This window comes from Vibrio sp. V42_P2S4T144, from assembly GCF_009904715.1.
In the GTDB taxonomy this organism is placed as follows: Bacteria; Pseudomonadota; Gammaproteobacteria; order Enterobacterales; family Vibrionaceae; genus Vibrio; species Vibrio alginolyticus.
Genome location: NZ_WXWS01000394.1, coordinates 1 through 18,459, shown reverse-complemented (window position 1 = coordinate 18,459; position 18,459 = coordinate 1). Strand labels below are relative to the sequence as shown.

At 44.4% G+C, this 18,459-nt stretch carries 19 protein-coding genes; 4 read left to right on the top strand and 15 right to left on the bottom strand.

Annotated elements, in window-relative coordinates; genetic code table 11:
• The 4 genes from norV to CAG68_RS13305 all read left to right on the top strand — a co-directional run.
• On the top strand, positions 1 to 1,472 hold a 1,472-nt coding region (gene norV, locus CAG68_RS13320; RefSeq protein ID WP_161441256.1), incomplete at its 5' end, for an anaerobic nitric oxide reductase flavorubredoxin.
• A gap of 10 nt (positions 1,473 to 1,482) precedes the next feature.
• A complete protein-coding gene (gene norW, locus CAG68_RS13315) occupies positions 1,483 to 2,631 on the top strand; it encodes an NADH:flavorubredoxin reductase NorW (RefSeq protein WP_161441255.1) in 1,149 nt (382 codons plus the stop codon).
• 42 nt (positions 2,632 to 2,673) lie between these two features.
• A complete protein-coding gene (locus tag CAG68_RS13310; RefSeq protein WP_005375231.1) occupies positions 2,674 to 3,012 on the top strand; it encodes a DUF1971 domain-containing protein in 339 nt (112 codons plus the stop codon).
• Positions 3,013 to 3,196: 184 nt separating this feature from the next.
• Positions 3,197 to 4,075 (top strand): NAD(P)-dependent oxidoreductase, encoded by an 879-nt coding sequence (locus CAG68_RS13305; RefSeq protein ID WP_017821261.1) that lies wholly within the window; start codon positions 3,197 to 3,199, stop codon positions 4,073 to 4,075.
• Positions 4,076 to 4,268: 193 nt separating this feature from the next.
• Here the strand turns inward: CAG68_RS13305 and CAG68_RS13300 are convergent, their stop codons facing one another.
• From CAG68_RS13300 to CAG68_RS13230, 15 genes are all read right to left on the bottom strand, one after another.
• Complete coding sequence (locus CAG68_RS13300) at positions 4,269 to 5,708, bottom strand: catalase (RefSeq protein WP_017635295.1); 1,440 nt, start codon at positions 5,706 to 5,708, stop codon at positions 4,269 to 4,271.
• A gap of 290 nt (positions 5,709 to 5,998) precedes the next feature.
• Positions 5,999 to 6,616: a glutathione S-transferase family protein gene (locus CAG68_RS13295; RefSeq protein ID WP_005375238.1), complete on the bottom strand. Its 618-nt coding sequence runs from the start codon at positions 6,614 to 6,616 to the stop codon at positions 5,999 to 6,001.
• A gap of 14 nt (positions 6,617 to 6,630) precedes the next feature.
• Entirely contained in the window at positions 6,631 to 7,665 is a 1,035-nt protein-coding gene (locus CAG68_RS13290; protein ID WP_017635294.1) for an NADP-dependent oxidoreductase, read from the bottom strand.
• A 151-nt stretch (positions 7,666 to 7,816) separates the two neighbouring features.
• On the bottom strand, positions 7,817 to 8,416 hold the full coding sequence (locus tag CAG68_RS13285) for a TetR/AcrR family transcriptional regulator (RefSeq protein ID WP_017635293.1): 600 nt from the start codon (positions 8,414 to 8,416) through the stop codon (positions 7,817 to 7,819).
• 50 nt (positions 8,417 to 8,466) lie between these two features.
• Positions 8,467 to 8,787: a N(4)-acetylcytidine aminohydrolase gene (gene yqfB / locus CAG68_RS13280; RefSeq protein ID WP_005385855.1), complete on the bottom strand. Its 321-nt coding sequence runs from the start codon at positions 8,785 to 8,787 to the stop codon at positions 8,467 to 8,469.
• Positions 8,788 to 8,854: 67 nt separating this feature from the next.
• A complete protein-coding gene (locus CAG68_RS13275) occupies positions 8,855 to 9,250 on the bottom strand; it encodes a VanZ family protein (protein WP_017635292.1) in 396 nt (131 codons plus the stop codon).
• A 2-nt stretch (positions 9,251 to 9,252) separates the two neighbouring features.
• Positions 9,253 to 10,560, bottom strand: a complete 1,308-nt coding sequence (locus CAG68_RS13270) for an oligosaccharide flippase family protein (RefSeq protein WP_017635291.1) — start codon at positions 10,558 to 10,560, stop codon at positions 9,253 to 9,255.
• Between the two features lie 8 nt (positions 10,561 to 10,568).
• Entirely contained in the window at positions 10,569 to 11,600 is a 1,032-nt protein-coding gene (locus tag CAG68_RS13265) for a glycosyltransferase family 4 protein (protein WP_017635290.1), read from the bottom strand.
• Entirely contained in the window at positions 11,597 to 12,430 is an 834-nt protein-coding gene (locus CAG68_RS13260) for a putative capsular polysaccharide synthesis family protein (protein WP_005375258.1), read from the bottom strand. Before CAG68_RS13260 ends, CAG68_RS13265 begins: the two co-directional genes overlap by 4 nt.
• Before the next feature lie 20 nt (positions 12,431 to 12,450).
• On the bottom strand, positions 12,451 to 13,698 hold the full coding sequence (locus tag CAG68_RS13255) for an O-antigen ligase family protein (RefSeq protein WP_161441254.1): 1,248 nt from the start codon (positions 13,696 to 13,698) through the stop codon (positions 12,451 to 12,453).
• Positions 13,664 to 14,716, bottom strand: a complete 1,053-nt coding sequence (locus CAG68_RS13250; RefSeq protein ID WP_005375260.1) for a glycosyltransferase — start codon at positions 14,714 to 14,716, stop codon at positions 13,664 to 13,666. The genes CAG68_RS13255 and CAG68_RS13250 overlap by 35 nt, the downstream gene beginning before the upstream one ends.
• Before the next feature lie 2 nt (positions 14,717 to 14,718).
• Positions 14,719 to 15,528, bottom strand: coding sequence for a putative capsular polysaccharide synthesis family protein (locus CAG68_RS13245; protein ID WP_017635287.1), 810 nt, complete (start codon positions 15,526 to 15,528; stop codon positions 14,719 to 14,721).
• A complete protein-coding gene (locus CAG68_RS13240) occupies positions 15,506 to 17,686 on the bottom strand; it encodes a GumC family protein (protein ID WP_193837292.1) in 2,181 nt (726 codons plus the stop codon). Before CAG68_RS13240 ends, CAG68_RS13245 begins: the two co-directional genes overlap by 23 nt.
• A gap of 15 nt (positions 17,687 to 17,701) precedes the next feature.
• Positions 17,702 to 18,235: a polysaccharide biosynthesis/export family protein gene (locus tag CAG68_RS13235; protein WP_005375265.1), complete on the bottom strand. Its 534-nt coding sequence runs from the start codon at positions 18,233 to 18,235 to the stop codon at positions 17,702 to 17,704.
• Positions 18,236 to 18,247: 12 nt separating this feature from the next.
• Positions 18,248 to 18,459 (bottom strand): outer membrane beta-barrel protein (locus CAG68_RS13230; RefSeq protein ID WP_161441252.1); only part of this gene is annotated, 212 nt, incomplete at its 5' end.

Sequence of the window (18,459 nt, the reverse complement as noted above, 5' to 3'; positions counted from 1 at the left end):
GGGTAGGTCAACGCGATTGGGAAGTTCAAGACTTCCACGGTACAGAATACAAAATGACAAAAGGTACCAGCTACAACAGTTATCTAATTCGTGAAGAGAAAACCGTATTGATTGATACGGTCGATCATCGATTCAGTCAACAATTCATCCAAAATTTAGAGATGGAAATCGACCTTAAGTCTATCGACTTTATCGTGGTTAACCATGCAGAGGAAGATCACTCAGGCGCATTGTCGGCATTAATGGAGAAGATTCCGAACACGCCAATTTACTGTACAGAAGCGGCGATTGATTCGATTGTGGGTCATCACCACCATCCTGAGTGGAACTTCAAAACCGTAAAAACGGGCGACAGCATCGATATTGGTAACGGTAAGCAATTGGTCTTCGTGGAAGCGCCGATGCTGCATTGGCCAGACAGCATGATGACTTACCTAACTGGCGATGCAGTGTTATTCAGCAATGACGCATTTGGTCAGCACTACTGCGATGAACGCCTGTTCAATGATGAGGTGGATCAAAATGAGTTGATGGAACAGTGTTTGCGTTACTACTCAAACATCCTAACGCCATTCAGCAGCTTGGTAACCGCTAAAATCAAAGAAGTGCTGAGTTTCAATTTGCCTGTCGACATGATCGCAACGTCACACGGTATTGTATGGCGCGATAATCCGGTTCAAATCATCGAGCAATACTTGGCGTGGGCAGACAATTATCAAGAAGATCGCATTACGATTTTCTACGATTCTATGTCAAATAACACCCGAATGATGGCAGATGCAATCGCGCAAGGCATTCACGATGTCGATCCTAGTGTGGCGGTCAAAGTCTTTAATGTCTCTAAGCACGATAAGAATGAAATTCTCGCCAACGTATTCCGCTCAAAAGGCATCTTGGTTGGTTCGTCTACCATGAACAACGTCATGATGCCGAAGATCGCAGGCATGCTAGAAGAAATTACCGGTCTGCGCTTTAAGGCGAAGAAAGCCGCTGCATTCGGTAGCTACGGGTGGAATGGTGGCGCGGTGGATCGTATCCATGCTCGGTTGACCGACGCAGGTTTTGAAACCGCAGTGAGCTTGAAAACCAAATGGCGACCAGATGGTAAAGCGATGCGTGAATGTCGCGAACATGGTCAAAACATCGCGAAATTGTGGGCAAAGCATGATCTGACAAGTCCTGTTCTTGCTCCGGCGATTGCTGCGTCTGCGCCACAAGTTCAATCACAACCCGCTGCGCCAGCGACAACACAGGCGGTAGTAGATGCTGCTCCTAGCAACCCTAGTACTGAGGCGCATCCTGCAGATTGTCAATGCATGGTTTGTACGGTTTGTAATTGGGTATACGACCCAGCTAAAGGCGAGCCTAATCAAGGCGTTGAACCGGGCACGGCATGGTCTGAAGTGCCAGATTACTTCTTGTGCCCAGAATGCCATTTGGGTAAAGACGTCTTTGTCGAATACAACGGGTAAGGGGGCGAATATGCAAGCACCTATTGTGATTATTGGTAGCGGCTTTGCGGCTTACCAATTGGTGAAAACAGTGCGTCGAATGGACGCACATATTCCGCTGCAAGTGTTTACTGCTGATGATGGCGCGGAATACAACAAGCCCGATTTGAGTCATGTATTCAGCAACAAGCAAACCGCCCGAGACTTGGTAGTTAAAAGTGGTGAGGCGTTTGCACAGGAACACAACATCGAACTGTTCGCCCATACCAAGGTTGAGCATGTCGACGTGCAAGCTCAGCAAGTGGTCGCCAAAGGCCAAACCTATCCTTATTCCAAACTGGTGTTTGCGACAGGCGCGAAAGCCTTTGTGCCACCAATATCTGGCGATGCAGCACCTGAGGTGATAACGCTAAACTCGCTACAAGAATATCAATTAGCGGAAGAGCAAATTAGCCGTGCGAAACGAATTCTAGTAATGGGTGGTGGTTTGATCGGCGTCGAGATCGCCATGGATCTCGCAACCAGTGGTAAAGCCGTTACGGTGGTTGAGCCAAATCCCCGTTTGCTCGCTAACTTGATTCCTGAATTTGTTGCATTACCGCTGGAGAATCAACTTAAGCAGCAAGGTATTCAACTTGCTTTGGAGACTGGAGTTGTCGCGATCAATCACTCGGAAGATTCGCTGGTGGCAAGCTTGAGCAAAGGTAAGGAAATCGAAGCCGATGTAGTGATTTCAGCGGCGGGTTTACGTGCAAACACTTGGTTAGCGAAGGCTTGTGGGGTGAGTGTCAATAAAGGCATCGAGGTAGATGCCCGATTACAGACATCAGCAGCCAATGTATTTGCATTAGGCGATTGTGCTGAGATCCAAGGTCGAATGATGCCGTACCTCCAACCGATCGTGCTAAGTGCCAATGCTTTGGGCAAACAACTACTGGGGCAAGAAGCAGAGTTGAAACTACCGCCTATGATGGTAAAGGTCAAAACGCCGAGCTACCCAATTCAATTGGCAGGCGATTTTAGTTCGGTGACGAACTGGAGCGTGCAGATTTCTCAAACTGGCATTGCCGCGAAAGCAGAAGATGAAAATAGCCGACTCATGGGCTTCGTCGTGACGGGAGAACAAGTTACGCAAGCATTTCCACTACTCCGAGAGTTGTCTCAAGCCGCTCAGGCTTAACCGATTTTAACGAAAAGAATTGTAATTAGAGAGGGTATCATTATGTCGCATCTAAGAATTCCTAAAGACTGGACTGTTCAACGTTCAACGCCTTTCTTCACTAAAGACAATGTGCCACCAGCGCTACTGACTCATCATAATACCGCTGAGGGAGTGTTTGGACAGCTGTGCGTCATGGAAGGGCAAGTGACTTACTACGGCTTTGCTGATGAAAATGCCACAGAAGCAGAAGTGGTGGTGGTGATTAATGCAGGCCAGTTTGCTACAAGCCCACCGCAGTACTGGCACCGTATTGAGATGAGCGATGATGCTCAGTTCAACATCAATTTCTGGTCGAACAAAGATAAGAGTGGGCAAGCGATGTTCCACGCTAAGCAGTAGTAAACCTTTTTAAGTGCTTTGACTGTTATGCTAATCGTCAAGTAAAGGGGTGTAGAAGGCGCAATAAACGAACTGAAATACTGGATCATCGAGACCGTGGAAAGAGAAATCACGAGTAATGATTTCAATTCTTTAGTAGCATGTTACGAAACATTTCAGTCAGGTGAACTAAGGGAAGCGTGCAATGGAAAAACAACGAGTAGCATTTATTGGTCTGGGTGTGATGGGATACCCAATGGCTGGTTACCTAAGTAAAGCGGGCTTTGAAACCAAAGTATACAACCGCACAAAAGCGAAAGCCGACAAATGGGCTGAAGAATACCAAGGCGTAGCTTGTGAAACACCACGTGAAGCGGCGGAAGGCTGTGACATCGTTTTTACCTGTGTGGGTAATGATGATGACGTTCGTAGCGTTGTTTACGGTGAAGAGGGCATTCTGGTCGGCTTGAAAGCGGACGCAGTGCTAGTCGATCACACGACAACTTCTGCAGACCTAGCGGTTGAGCTGGCTGAAGCGTGTGTTAAGTACGGTAATCACTTTATTGATGCGCCAGTTTCTGGTGGTCAAGCGGGCGCAGAAAATGGTGTTCTAACCATCATGTGTGGTGGTGAACAAAGCATTTTTGACCGTGTGTCTCCGGCGATGGATGTGTACGCGAAGCAGATGACACTACTGGGTGAAAACGGTCAGGGTCAACGCTGTAAGATGGTAAACCAAATCTGTATTGGTGGCGTTTTACAAGGGCTGAGTGAAGCTTTGTTGCTGGCACAAAAATCAGGCTTGGACATCGCTCAAGTTGTAGAAACACTTAAGCATGGCGCTGCAGGTTCTTGGCAGATGGAAAACCGCGCAAATACGATGGCTGAAGACAAGTTCGATTTTGGCTTCGCTATTGATTGGATGCGCAAAGACTTAGGTTTCTGTCTGCAAGAAGCTGAGCGAGTGGGTCTAGAACTTCCACTGACTAAGAAAGTGGATGAGCAATACGCAGACCTTCAACGTGATGGTTTAGGTCGCATGGATACATCAGTACTGATCAAAGCGGTCGCTAAAAATCAGTAGTTGATGAATCAGTAATAGATAAACAGTTCTTTGGTATCAAAGAGCTTAAAGAAATCTAAGTTAATCATAATGAATCACCTTGAGCATGTTTTGTGACTTGTGATTAAGGATTAGTGATTTGAAATCAGGAGGTGCTGTAGAGTACCTCCTTTTTCGTCTTTAAATCACGCAGTGTAATGATTGCAGCGTTCGCTTACTTGTTTAAGCCTAGTGCAATTTCAAGACCTTTGCCGTACGCTTCGTCCGCTTGGTATGCGTGTTGAACGTGGCGCTGTTGGATGAACTCTGGCACACCGTCCATTGCGCGAGCTGTGTTATCGAACAGAGTTTGACGTTGCTCTTCGCTCATCAGACGGAATAGGTCACCCGCTTGGCTGAAGTAGTCTTCGTCTACACGATGATCGTAGTGATCAGCGTTGCCATTGATGCGTAGAGGTGGCTCAGAGTAATCTGGTTGCTCTGCCCATTCTTGTTTGTAGTTTGGCTCGTAACCCAGTGTTGAACCAAAGTTGCCATCAACGCGCATTGCGCCATCACGGTGGTAGCTGTGAACAGGGCAACGAGGTGCGTTCACTGGGATTTGATGATGGTTCACACCTAGACGGTAACGCTGAGCATCGCCGTAAGCGAACAGACGACCTTGTAGCATTTTATCTGGAGAGAAGCCGATACCAGGTACGACTGCAGCTGGGTTGAACGCTGATTGCTCAACTTCTGCGTAGAAGTTTTCTGGGTTACGGTTCAGTTCGAACTCACCAACTGGGATCAGTGGGTAATCTTTTTGAGACCATACACGTGTTAGGTCGAATGGGTTGAAGTTGACTTCATCCGCTTCTAGCTCAGGCATGATCTGTACGTACATCTTCCATTTAGGGAAGTCTTGGCGCTCAATCGCTTCGTAAAGGTCACGGTGATGGCTTTCGCGGTCTTTACCTACGATCGCTTCTGCTTCTTGGTCAGTCAGGTTCTTGATGCCTTGCTGAGTTTTGAAGTGGAATTTCACCCAGTAACGCTCGTTTTCTGAGTTGATGAAGCTGAATGTGTGGCTACCAAACCCATGCATATGACGGTAAGAAGCTGGGATACCACGGTCACTCATTACGATAGTCACTTGGTGGAATGCTTCTGGTAGTGATGTCCAGAAATCCCAGTTGTTGGTAGAGCTACGCATGTTAGTGCGAGGGTCGCGTTTTACTGCGTGGTTTAGGTCTGGGAATTTTAGTGGGTCACGTAGGAAGAATACTGGTGTGTTGTTACCAACCAAGTCCCAGTTACCTTCTTCAGTATAGAATTTTAGTGCGAAACCACGGATGTCACGTTCTGCGTCTGCTGCACCGCGCTCACCAGCTACAGTAGTGAAGCGAGCGAATAGTTCTGTTTTTTTGCCGATGTCAGAGAAGATCTTAGCGCGAGTGTATTTTGTGATGTCGTGCGTTACTGTGAACGTACCGTAAGCACCAGAACCTTTTGCGTGCATACGACGCTCAGGGATCACTTCGCGGTCAAAGTGTGCCAATTTTTCAAGGAACCAAACGTCTTGTAATAGTTGAGGGCCACGAGGACCTGCAGTCATAACGTTTTGGTTATGTGCGACAGGGCAGCCTGCTGCTGTAGTCAATTTCTTGTTTGTCATTTTTCTTCCCCCTCCAGGGTTCAATACCTTAGAAACTGTAGAGGAGGTTATTACGGAAAAGCTGGGGGAGAAAACTGATATTGCTTATCAATTCAATAGATGGTGACTATGGTCGAAACTATATTAGAATCAGAAATTTACTACATTAGCTTGATTGACATAACAATCGGCGTTCTCGAAAGCGATTGACTGGGGGGAGCGCTATCCAGTTAGCGTGTCTGCGATGCTAGTAATATCGCCCCTTAAATGAAGTTTTACGTGTCATCAAAGGGGCGAAAGGGGGGAAGTAATTAAGAGTACTTCACTTCAAGTTGTTCAGCTTTTGCAAATGCTGGGTGTGTCGCGAGCTGTTTCCCATAACGTTCAATATTAGGGAAGTGATTAACTAAACCAAACTTTTGAACCAATTCGACAATGAAAGACATCATGATGTCAGCGCCAGTCAGACGCTCTTCTACTAGGTAAGTTTTGCCTTCTAAGGATTGCTCGAAGTAGCCTAGTACATTCATTGCTTCCTTGTCGGCATAGCCTGATAAAAACTGAGTTTCATTTGGCTCTTTACTTACGAAGATTTTTAGCAGCATAGGTAAAATTGCAGAGCTTTCTGCAAAGTGCATCCATTGCAAATATTCTGTGTGTGCTTTTGTACCGCGCTCAGGAGCAAAGGCTCCGTCACTGTATTTCTCAATCAAATATTCGGTCATTGCACCTGACTCAATGATAATCTCGCCGTTATCTTCAAGAACAGGTGACTTTCCTAATGGGTGAACACTTTTTAGTTCTGGCGGTGCCATGAAGGTCACGGAATCACGGACATAGGGTACAATTTCGTAATTTACATCTAGCTCTTCAAGTAACCAAATGATGCGCTTTGAACGAGACTGATTGAGGTGGTGAAGTTTAATCATTTACATATCCCTTTTTATAATGGGTCGTTAATCTGTACTACAAGTTTGCCGAAATTCTTACCTTCCAACAGACCGATGAATGCTTCTGGCGCATTATCCAGTCCTTGTACTAGATGTTCGCGGTATTGGATCTTTCCTTCTGCCAACCATTGATTAATATCTTGCGCAAATTCACCGTAACGATGTCCGTAATCATCAAAAATGATGAAGCCTTGCACCTTGATTCGTTTGGTCAGGAGCTTACCCATTAGTAATGGAAGGTGGTCGGTACCTTCAGGCAGCTCTGTCGCGTTGTACTGAGAAATCAAACCACAAAGTGGGATACGCGCGTTTGTATTCAGAAGTGGCATTACAGCCTCGAATACTTTGCCACCTACGTTTTCGAAGTAAACATCGATACCTTTGTCACAGGCATTTCTCAGTTGTTCTGCAAAGTCTTCAGCTTTGTGATCAATACACTCATCGAAGCCAAGCACCTCTTTAGCGTAACGGCATTTTTCTTCTCCGCCTGCTATACCAACAACTCGGCAACCTTTGATTTTACCAATTTGACCAACTGTTGCGCCTACAGGCCCCGTAGCAGCTGCTACCACGATGGTTTCCCCTGGTTTTGGCTGACCAATGTCGAGTAAACCCATGTACGCGGTAAAGCCAGGCATTCCTGCAACACCTAGCGCGTAAGAAGGATTTTGCGGTTCTTTACCAAGTTTAATGACCATCTCACCAGTTGAGATAGCGTAGTCTTGCCAGCCAACAGTGTAGGCAAGAACCCATTCACCTGCTTCGTAATCTGGGTGGTTTGATGCTTCTACCTGACAAACTGTACCACCGACCATTACGTCATCAATTGCAACAGGGTCAGCGTATGATTCGGCATCACTCATGCGACCACGCATGTATGGATCTAGAGATAAATAAACCGTTCTCAATAGCATTTCACCCTCTTTCGGAGTCGGTTTCGTTACCTCTTCTAAACGAAAGTTTTCTTGTGTCGGTGCACCATGGGGACGTGACGCGAGTACGATTCTGCGATTTGTTGCGTTAGTCATATCTATCTCACTTGTTGATTAGACCGGTCGTCTAGTATTTGTTTCAAAATATCCCGCTTATGTAAAGCGGGAAGGTTTACTGTGTTAACACTGACGCTTTTTCTGACAGTGAAACGTGTGTAGGGTGTTCATTCTGCTTCCACGCCGCCCGTTATGGGCAAGTGCGCGTATTCTGCAGTAAGTGTTGAGTATAGGTCAGACTTTGCGTCAATGCTGCCTGATCTTGATAAAGTTTGTTCAGCAAGCTAGCGCCATTCCAAAGGTAGTATATCTGCCTTGCTAATAACGCACTGTCACCATTGGGGATTGAGCCATCTTTAATGCCGATGTCAATGCAATCCGCTATCGCTTGAATGGTTTTGTCTGCTCCTTGGCGTAATGCCAAGCGCATTGACTCAGAGAGATCGGAGACTTCTGCACTTAACTTAACCAATAAACATTTGTTCGCATTACACACGTCGTCTTCTACTTTGACCATTTCTTCGAAATAGCTCATTAGGCGTTGGTAGCCACTCAGTTCAGTATTGGTAAAGCGTGCGTTTAAACGCTCAAAATACTTAGTAAAGTAGTCTTGAATCATCGCTTCACCAAATTGTTCTTTGGACTTGAAGTAATGATAAAACGAGCCTTTTGGCACTGCGGCCTTTTTTAATAGCTCTGAAAGACCAACACTCGTGAACCCTCGGTTTACGATCAACTCGTATCCGACGTCGAGAATATGTTGGCGTGTGTCATTCGTCTTTGCGTTCATGAAGTGTACTATAGAATGAATTAGACCAGTCGTCTAGCCTTTGTTGTGGGTTATTTAATCAGCTCATACTCAATAACAAATAGCGTGTCGGTATTTGGGTAGATTTCTCGAATTAACTGCTTGAGTTTTGGTAGTTCGATGGCTTCTTGTTCTGCATGAAACTCATTAATATCTTCAAAGTGAAGTGGTTCTACAGAACGTATCTTGATATCGCAGACTTTACGATCCGTTTCTAAGGTAAAAACTTCGACTTCTGTATTGGGAACGTAATGGCTTTCTGATTCATCTCGAATCGTTATCGTCTTTTTGCCTGACGTGATCAACGGGGTTAAGAATTCAAAAAAAGTAATCTTGGTTGGATGAGATGGCATGATGTACTCGTTAGTCTGGTTGTTTGGCGTAATTATATACCCAAATCCCCCAGAGATTCCTGTATTACTAGAACGATCGAGTGCGGATGAAGCGAATTAACTTGGCACTAAAGTAACCTGAGATAACGCCTATCCAGTTGGTGCTGAGATCATCAAAACTAAATGATCGATTTGGAATGAAAAGTTGGCTTATTTCTTCCATTGAAACGATAGCTAACAGCAGTAGCAAAAGACGAATTCCAAAAACGTCGGTTTTATTCGAGCTCACCAGAGAAGGGAACGTGAAGACCGATAAAAAGCCGATCAATAAACTGAAAGTAAAGTGAAGCGTACTCGAACCGCCTAAGTAGGTTTCCATTTGCAGGTAAGCAGTATGGTGTAAGTCAGAGCTTTTCCACAGAGAGAGTGAAGCGGTTAGCGTCAGGACTAAAACAAAACTCGTGCGTGCCAGTATTAAAGCCATAATTAACCTATTGGAAAGAAGCCTAAGTAACGTTTTACAAAATACAGTGCTGCTAAATTCTGGATAGCCATGCCAATTGCCATTGCCCACGCTGCACCAATCACCCCAAACATTTGGCAAAGCGTAACAAGTAGGCAGATAGACACCATACCTGAGGAAATTGTAATGTATTTCATGGTTCTCTCATGACCGCTCATTAATAATAAAAAACCTACTGAACCAGTCGCAACATTGACTAACTGCCCCAGAGAAAGGACGACTAATAGTGGTGCCGCGGCGAGAAACTCCCCACCAAAAAGTTGCATTACAAACTCGGGGAAGAGGGTGCAAATAATTACGGGTACAATCGCTAAACCAACATTGGCTCGGCACGCCAAGCGGCTCAGATTCTGCAGTTTGCGCATTTGGCGCTCTTTGTAGAGAGACGCAAACATCGGGGCGACCACAAAGTTAATGGTAATCAGCACGAAGCCAATCAGTAGTGATGTGCGTTGGGCTGCGGCTAACAAACCGAGTTCCGCTGTTGAGATAAAAAAGCCCGCAATAACAAGGCTTCCCCACTGAAGAACATTCGTGAAGATACTGCCAACCCAGACTTGCTTGGCAGAAGCGACCATTTTTTTGTTTGGTACGAAAGCCGATGTTTGATATTGATCTGAGCCAAGCCAATTGGCACTAGATATGACCGCGACACCTATGCTCGCTAAAAGCAGTGCAGTCATTAGATTGTTGATATTTTGCTGACCGATATAGTCTAGGGCAAAGACAAAAATGACCATCAACATGCTTACCCCAAGCTGCAACGCAAACAGAGATGATACAACTTTTCTACATGCTTGAAGCACCCGACTGTTGGTTTGCGCAAGCACCAAGAAAGGTATGCAAAGCAAGCATAAAATAATCGCATACATTGGTGATTGAGTCTGGTTTAGCTGCTCTGGAAACAGATTAAATCCTGCCAACAAAACGCCAATGGCGAGCAGGCAAAATGCCATACTTCGATAAAGTGCGGTTTTATAGTTTTGGCTTTGTTCAAGCTTCTCTTTGTTATTAAAAGCGATCGCATTGTAACGAACTAACGAAACATCAAAACCTAGCTGAGAAACGATAGCGAGTAGCGAGACTAGGTTGAATAAAAAGAAAAATTGACCGGCCGTCGAAGCGTCACTGGTCTTCGATACAATCAGAGTCAGTAAAAAAGCAAATAGCGCACTCAACACACGCGTGATTGCGGTTTTTAATCCGGTAGATAACAAGCTTTTTTTACCGCTGGGCATCAACAGTAATTTTTGTTGAACAGTGTGAAACATAGGGGCATTTAACCGTAAAGTTTATTGAGTGCGAGGCGCTGCTTTTCTTCACTGAAGGCATCGTTTAATTCTGCTGTATACTGGCGAAAATCGATCTCTTCATAATGATTGACACAATGCGCGATCTGCTTGGCCATTTTTTCAGGTGTGAGCGCTAAAAACGGGTAGTTGAGATCTTTGGTTGCGCCGATGGTCCGAATAACCATAGGAAGATGTAACTTGGATGCTTCTAGAATGGTTAACGGCATCCCTTCCCATGCTGCAGTATGTAGATAAAGGTCTGAACCCTTGAGCTTTTCAACTACCTCATCGCGAGGCAGCATGCCCGTTACATCCACATTTTCAGTACGTAATTTCTGTTCGAGTACTTGGTCACCGCCACCTATCCATGTGATCTCTATCGGGCGGTTAAGCGCATACCGATTAAGGAACTGCAATGTGCTGATAAGAAACTGAGGATCTTTTTGGGGCGCGACACGACCAAGTACAACGAGCTTCAGCGCTTCTTGCTTGTTTCGCTCTATACGATCTTCACTTTGATAAGACACGTAGTTATTGAGCAGTTCGGCACGTTTCGCACCAATGCTAATGGCTAGGTCACACTCTCGTTGGCTACAGCCTGCAACCACATCAATTTTGCTCAGTTTTACTTTCTCTAGTGCTTTATAGATCTGGCGTGCAAGCTCTGAGATATCTTCACGTTCGAAGGCATAACAGTGCGGTGTGTAAACCAAGCGTGCCTTGCCAAGCTTTAGAAATCGGCCGAGAAATCCTGCTTTACTCGAGTGCAAATGCACGACGTCGGGACCAAGTGATGCAATCATGTGGTTTGCATCGCGAATAAATTGAAGCAAGCCGCCTTCTACCCACTTTGTCTGTACGAAAATGTGGTGGTTGTTCTCATTGGTCAAGTCGTTTTCTCGGGCTCTGGCTAGCAAGAAATGCTGGTAAGGCTCGTCTCTGGATGAGTGAACATAACTATAGAGGGCGGTTTGAACGCCACCTCCAAACGCTTCTGTAACATGGAGTACTTTCTTCATGATGATTTTGTCCCTGGTGTTTGCATCCATTTGTGTTTAAAAGCATCACGCTCTTGCTCTGAATAAACGTGGCGATACAAGGGAAGATCGTACATATAGAACAGTTTTGAGAAGTCGTAGTGATTCTTAAAGTGTTGGTGGATATTGGAGTACCACTTGTTTTTCGCTTCGTTACTGTTTTTCAGCACGAAGTCTTGCAACTCAAGAAACTCACCGATTTCTTTATCAAGAGAACTGAGCTGTTCGCATTTGATTAGCATGACGTTGGCCTGATCGTTCTGGAATGTGAAGAAAGGTTGAGTGTTGTCCAGCTCTTGGCGCATCACATCGATATTGAAATTACGCTTTAACTCGTTGTCGAACCAGTCCGCAAAATAGTTGAGATTGATATAGTTATCAAAACAATGCTCGAGGTGCTGATACGTGACTTCCATATCTCGGTGAATTGCATCGTTCTTTTTGCCTTCGATAAATTGCAAATGGAGATCTTGAAAGAAGCGAGAAAAGACAGTTGCGATTGGATCGCGGACCAGAGTAACGATTTTAATCTGCTCGCGTTTTTGTAAGATACGTTTTCGCTGCTTGAGCACTAAGCGATAGAGTGCGCGGTTTCGGAAGTCGAAGAATTTACTCACGTCTTTTTTATTGTGATACATGTGAAATTCTTCGTGATCATCAAAGGTGTGGATGTGATAGCTCGGGATATTTTTCTCCCCTAGCGTGTGCTCAATTGATGAGGAGCCAACTTTGCCCATTTGGTAAACTAAAACAAAATTATCAGCTTGGAGTTCTCGGTTCTTTTCAAATTGTCGAGAGATTGAATACTTCATCTATCCTATCCTATCCTTGATTATTCATATTCGTGGAGATGGTTTACCGGAAAAGTATGAGCAATGGCCCTTGAGTCGTTGCTCATGCTGATCATGACGGGTAACAAGAGTATTAAAATTATGGTGGTGTTTACCGCAACGAAAAACACCATGATGAGGGCGTATATCGCAAGTAATAGGCTTTTTCTGTTTTCATTAAGACTACGGAAGCAAAAGCGAATAAAAAGAAAATAACCACCAAACAGCAGACCAATACCAAGCAATCCGTATTCAATTGCGGTATCTAACACAAAGTTGTGGGTGTAGATCGCCAGCTCATCATAGTTAAAGTAATTGATCATAAAGTTGGGTAACATTTTCGCGCCGACACCTAACACTGGGTGTTGAAGTAAAATATCTAGCCCATTGGCAAGTAAAAGTTTTCTATGAAGATTCGATACCCAGCGGGCTTCACTTTGGTTGGCAAATAAGACGTCTTCTTGGGTTATTTCCAATGTGTCTGCTAGAGTTTCAAACCCAACGTAGAGTGTGGTTGTGACGGCAGTAAACACAATGAAGCTCAAGGCTAATAAAATCGCCCACGTGTACGTTTCGCTGAGCGATTTTTTCATTAAGTTTTTTACGAGCAGTTGGTCAAAGAAGAAAAGCAGACAAAAACCAAGTAGCGCTTTTCTTTCTTGTGACAACACCAGTAATACTAAAGCTACGAGCGTCAAAAGGTGGAAAGCGCGAATTTTATCTCGATAAAGGTACAGTAGTGAGCACAGTACACCGAACCCGTATTTACTTACCCCGAGTAACTTAAACCCGCTTTGATAGCCCTGAGCAAAGTGCCATAAGGCAACGAGCGTACAGATGAAAAACAACAGATACGTGAAATATACCATTACCCGTTCGTCATCAAACACGCCATAGGCGTACATTAGGCTCAGTAGGCACAAAATCGCTAACCATTGCACAGTTTCTATAACTAGCGGCATTAAAGGGACGCGATTTAGCAGACCATTTATGAACACATACCCAGTGAACAATACGAGGAACCCCATACAGGGATGCATGAGTTTTTCAGCTTTTCCTTCCAATACCACTAATGCAGTAAAACCAATAGACAAAAGGCTTGCGATGTCAGATGGGGCTAGCGCTATTCCTCCAGCACGAAACTTCATTGGAATAAAGAACAATGCTAATAGGCATGCTGCAAGCAATGAGGCGCGATGGCTCGATGGCGCGGAACTATTTGTTGGCGCAAAGCTGCTGGTAGATTCCATAGTAACCTTCACGAAATTTATCGATGGTGTAGAGAGAGGCCCTATTGACTGAGTATTGACTTGCAGCGTCGTACCGCTCAACACTTTCACATAGCTGGAGCACTTTTTGGCTCAGTTCAGTGGCGTTACCAACTTGAAATAAATATTCGGCACGTCCGGTGACGTCATCCAAACCAGGTACGTCCGACGATAGTACGGGTAAGCCTGCTGCCATCGCCTCAACCGCCGCCAAACCAAAGCCTTCGACGTGCGACGATTGCACGTAAATATCCATGTCGTTCAAAAAGGCTGGAACGTCTGAAACTACGCCATGAAAGTGAACACGTTGCGCGACGTTGATTTTTGTTGCCAATGCTTGCAGTGACGATTTTTTTTCTCCATCTCCCGCAAGGTGGAGTTCGTATCGTCTTGGTAAATGGATAAGTGCTTGGATAAGCGTTTCATGGTCTTTATGTTGGTGAAGTCGGCCCACCATTCCAATCTTGATAACTGGTTTGTCGATTAGGTGGCTGGCGAATCTTGGCGTCATAGAAAACCTTTTTAAATCAACGCCATTGTGCACCACGTGATATTTATGTTGATAGCGAGGCATGAACTTCACCAGTTCATCTTGTACTTTTTCACTAATACTGACTGTCAAGTCGTGGCCCCAATATAAGACGTATTCCATGAACTTAAACAGCGGATAGTCACGTCGACGGTTATAAGAACAGTGCTCAGTCTGGATTCGTTTTTTACCTACCGCCAATAGCGCTAGGTAAATGGAAGGGTAGAGGTGCCCGTGAACGACATCCGGCCAACGCAGCAAAGAGAATTTCTCACTCAATGGCAATGTGCGCCAGTTAAAACACTCTATGCCTTGGGCGGATAGCATTGGTAAGTAATCATTTTCATCACACAAGACCAAAATTTTGATTTCGTATTCAGGCTTATGTTCTAAAACAAGGTCGACTAAGAACTTCTGAGCACCGCCGTTCTGAGAAAGATCATTGATAATATGTAGAATCTTGGTTTTCATGATTAATTGGTCAGATATTGCTGTTTAAGGTCGGTGATTTCTGCATTTGAGAAAAAGTGCTTCGTCAATTTAGAATTCAGCATTTCTTCAACGTACTCGGGTGTAGGTTGAAATTGCGTTTTGAATTCTTTCATTAGTGGCGAGTACCATTTGTTGTCTGATTGATTTTCATAAACAACATCCACGGGGTAACCTAAAAAGTCTTCAACTGCGGAGTTAGCCTGCGTTAGCTTGTCACTTCGAATGACCAACAGTGAGAAGTTATTGTTATGGTATGTTTGATAGCCTACTTCGTGATTAAAAGACTCGTTAAACACATCAATCCCTGTTAGTTGTTTGATCTCGTTGTCAAACCACTGCAGCGCATATTGATGATTCATGTGCTTATCAAATGCTTCTTGGAGTAATTGCGGTCGTTCGGTACGTATTGCGCTGTCATCCTTTAGATATTTGTCCGCCATCCAAAAAGGAAGTGCTTGAAAGAACATTGAGACATTTCGTCCGATCGGTTCACGCACCAGCGAGATGATTCGAACTTTTTTCTTGCGCTTTAACATTTGGCTCATTGTTATGCGCTTTAGTCGTCGCTTTAACGCATTGATCTGAGGCTTATGCAATTGCGCTCTAACAGGGGATATTTGTTTTTGCGCATCGACAGTCATAAGGTCGTGCAAGTGAATCGAGTTAGGAATGGAATGCTCTAATGCACTCGAACCTACTTTGCCCATTTGATAGATCAATACCGGTTGTTCTTGGCTTTTCAAGGTTTGGTACCAAGATAGGTTTACGTTAGTAGGCGTATTTCTGGACATAAAGCGTCTCTCCTTCCTTGGCCTTGGCTTGTGTGATTAAGACGCCAAGAGATGGAACTGAGTGTTGTATTTGTTTAGATAACGCAAGGTTAACCAGTGATGATTTTGTTGATTCTGAGCGAATGACGGTAATCAGACCATTGGCATACTGACCAAGAATAAGTGCGTCACTCACTGACAGTAGGGGCGGTGTATCGATAATGATCCGGTCATACTTATTTTGAAAATGTTCGAGCAACTTTTTAAAGCGATCAGAAGCCAGTAATTCCTGTGGGTTTGGCGGAATTAGGCCGGCCGGTAATACATCTAAGTTGGCTTCTTTTATATGTGTAATACAATCTTTGATTGGCGTATCCATCGTCAGGATATGCGTTAAGCCAGGGCTTGATTCAGCAATACCGAATCGCTTTGCGATGGAAGGTCGACGTAAATCGCAGTCGATGATCAACACCTTTTCCATTTTTGAAAACGACACCGCCATATTGATACTGGTCGATGTTTTTCCTTCTTCTGGAATAGCAGAGGTAAAGGGCAATATCTTTTGCTTCGTGTTGGTTAATCTGAGCAGAAGCGAGGTTCTGACGGAGCGGCAAGCTTCACTAAATAGCTTTTCTTCATCATCTAAATACGCGGTATAACTGACGCCGTTTTTACGCAAATTGCGTTTTTTGACCATAGGAATCACACCTAAACACGTAACACCAAGTTTTTCCTGCACATCGGCTGTGCTTCGGATAACTTCTCGCATCGTTTCTAAGATGATGACTAGAGCGCAAGCAATGGCAAAGCCAAAAAAGGTGGCAATCAGTACCAGTTTGATTCGTTGTGGTGCCACCGGGAATAGAGGAATGATGGCTTTATCAGTAAAGCGAGCCGTGACATTCTTGTAGTCGCTGGTGGCGTTGGTCTCTTTCTCACGATTTAAGAACGCTTCATAGAGTGCCTTATTGGATTCAACCTCGCGTTTTAACTGTTCGTAACGCGCTTTTTGTGACCCTAACGATTGGAAGTCTGACTTTTTGTTATCGAGTTCTGCTCGAAGCATGTCCTCTTGCGCTTTTGCAGCAAGAAGGTCTTGTTGCTTACTGAAGGAAATGTCACGGATGAGTTGCTGGGTTCTTGATTGAATTTCAGCAAGCTGTGCTTTCGCCTGAATCATTCGATCATGCTTAGGTCCGTAGCGCTGTGCCAGTTCAGAGAGATTTTTGGCTGCCTGTGCTTCCGACAATTTTAGATCGCGGATTTGCGCTTGATTAGCGAATTCATCAATTGACAACAAGCTGTCTAAACTTTGCGAAGATTTACGTCGTAACAGTTGGATTAACGTCTGCGCTTCAATACGCTTATTAATAGCGATATTCAGCTTGCGAGTGAGTTCTTCTAGCTCATTTGCGTAAATTTCATCAATACCATTTATATCGATCAACCCTTCTTTTAACAAGAATTCTTGCAGCGCTTGCTCCGAGTTACGTAATCGCTCCTCCAATTTTTGAGAGTTATTTGTCAACCAAGTAGCCGCATTTTGTGTAACGACCAATTTGGCTTCAAAATTTGCGTCAATGTAGGCTTGGCCGACCGCGTTGGCGATTGTCGTCGCAAGCTTAGGATCGGTAGAACGAAAGCGAATTCTGACTAATTGGGTGTTACGTACTGGCTCAATATCGAGTTTACTTCTGAAAGCTTGAAGTGCCTGATAATACGACTCTGAAAACTGGGCGGTTTCTTTTGGGCTTGGTGCCACATTCAGTAGGTCTTGAACAAAAGGAATCGACTTTATTTGGTCGATTTTTTTATTTAACCCCCCTGAGCTTGTGAACTCAGGTAATTGGGTGAGGTTCAGCTCTCTAATGACCTTATCTGCAATATGATTCGATTTTAAAATGGCGATTTGCGTTTGAAAGTACTCTTTTTTTGTCGTGTCGACGCCATATACTTCCTCGATTGAAAGGGCGCTTTTTTGCTCCTCTTGGATGAGTAGCGTAGCTGTAGCTTGGTATATCGATGCTTTGGAGTAGATATACCAAGTACAAGTTAATGAGAACAGAAGCGTGAATGCTGCGATGCTTAGCCAATTCTTTTTAATCGCTTTGAAGTGATGGCCAAAACGAATCAGTTCTACTTTGTTCATCTGGAGATTATTTGGATGAGTCCCGTTCATTTGATTCCCTGTCACTTAAAAGAAGCTCTGGTCAATAAATACAATGTCACCAGGTTCAACGTTGCGGTGCATACTGACCCCTTCCATCGTTTGACCTGTTTTATGCTTGGTGAGGTTAATGCCTTTGCGTGAGGCTCTGTCGGTCAAGCCGCCTGCTAGAGCGATGGCCTTCTCTATGGTTAACCCTGGACGGTACTCAAATCCACCTGGTTTCCGGACTTCGCCATTAACGTAAAACAGACGAAAATTATTGATGGTGACCATCACTTTTGGATTGATGAGATAATCGCCTTTTAAGCCCGTTTCTATTTCGTACTTGAGTTGTTTTGGTGTTTTTTTGATTGCTTTAATTCGGCCAAGGTAGGGGTAATCAAAGTAGCCATCTGACGTTATTAGAATATTTTTAATCGTAAGATCTTCTTCACCATAGACCTGCACGGAAATGGTATCGCCAGTATCGAGTAAGTAATCTTCCTCGTTTGAGTCAGCGTTGACCAAAGTGCTAAATAGCAACAACGCTACACTCATGAATTTGATGAATGCCTTCATTAATAATCCTTTTTACAGAGAAAACTGTGCGCTTAAAGTCCAAATATTTTGTTCGAAGCTATAATCCGATCGGCTAGAGTTTTTATCTTGGTATTGCCAATCGGCTTGCAGCTGTATCCAACGTTTGATCTGATAATCGATACCAAAAGATAGAGTGTACCGATCGTCGTTTCTGGAGATTCCCGTGTAATCATCTTGTTGATAAACAGCACCTAAGCGAGTTG

Coding starts and splice junctions, on each gene's coding strand:
- norW (WP_161441255.1), top strand. CDS start 1,483: ATGCAAGCACCTATTGTGATTATTGGTAGCGGCTTTGCGGCTTACCAA.
- CAG68_RS13310 (WP_005375231.1), top strand. CDS start 2,674: ATGTCGCATCTAAGAATTCCTAAAGACTGGACTGTTCAACGTTCAACG.
- CAG68_RS13305 (WP_017821261.1), top strand. CDS start 3,197: ATGGAAAAACAACGAGTAGCATTTATTGGTCTGGGTGTGATGGGATAC.
- CAG68_RS13300 (WP_017635295.1), bottom strand. CDS start 5,708: ATGACAAACAAGAAATTGACTACAGCAGCAGGCTGCCCTGTCGCACAT.
- CAG68_RS13295 (WP_005375238.1), bottom strand. CDS start 6,616: ATGATTAAACTTCACCACCTCAATCAGTCTCGTTCAAAGCGCATCATT.
- CAG68_RS13290 (WP_017635294.1), bottom strand. CDS start 7,665: ATGACTAACGCAACAAATCGCAGAATCGTACTCGCGTCACGTCCCCAT.
- CAG68_RS13285 (WP_017635293.1), bottom strand. CDS start 8,416: ATGAACGCAAAGACGAATGACACACGCCAACATATTCTCGACGTCGGA.
- yqfB (WP_005385855.1), bottom strand. CDS start 8,787: ATGCCATCTCATCCAACCAAGATTACTTTTTTTGAATTCTTAACCCCG.
- CAG68_RS13275 (WP_017635292.1), bottom strand. CDS start 9,250: ATGGCTTTAATACTGGCACGCACGAGTTTTGTTTTAGTCCTGACGCTA.
- CAG68_RS13270 (WP_017635291.1), bottom strand. CDS start 10,560: ATGTTTCACACTGTTCAACAAAAATTACTGTTGATGCCCAGCGGTAAA.
- CAG68_RS13265 (WP_017635290.1), bottom strand. CDS start 11,600: ATGAAGAAAGTACTCCATGTTACAGAAGCGTTTGGAGGTGGCGTTCAA.
- CAG68_RS13260 (WP_005375258.1), bottom strand. CDS start 12,430: ATGAAGTATTCAATCTCTCGACAATTTGAAAAGAACCGAGAACTCCAA.
- CAG68_RS13255 (WP_161441254.1), bottom strand. CDS start 13,698: ATGGAATCTACCAGCAGCTTTGCGCCAACAAATAGTTCCGCGCCATCG.
- CAG68_RS13250 (WP_005375260.1), bottom strand. CDS start 14,716: ATGAAAACCAAGATTCTACATATTATCAATGATCTTTCTCAGAACGGC.
- CAG68_RS13245 (WP_017635287.1), bottom strand. CDS start 15,528: ATGTCCAGAAATACGCCTACTAACGTAAACCTATCTTGGTACCAAACC.
- CAG68_RS13240 (WP_193837292.1), bottom strand. CDS start 17,686: ATGAACGGGACTCATCCAAATAATCTCCAGATGAACAAAGTAGAACTG.
- CAG68_RS13235 (WP_005375265.1), bottom strand. CDS start 18,235: ATGAAGGCATTCATCAAATTCATGAGTGTAGCGTTGTTGCTATTTAGC.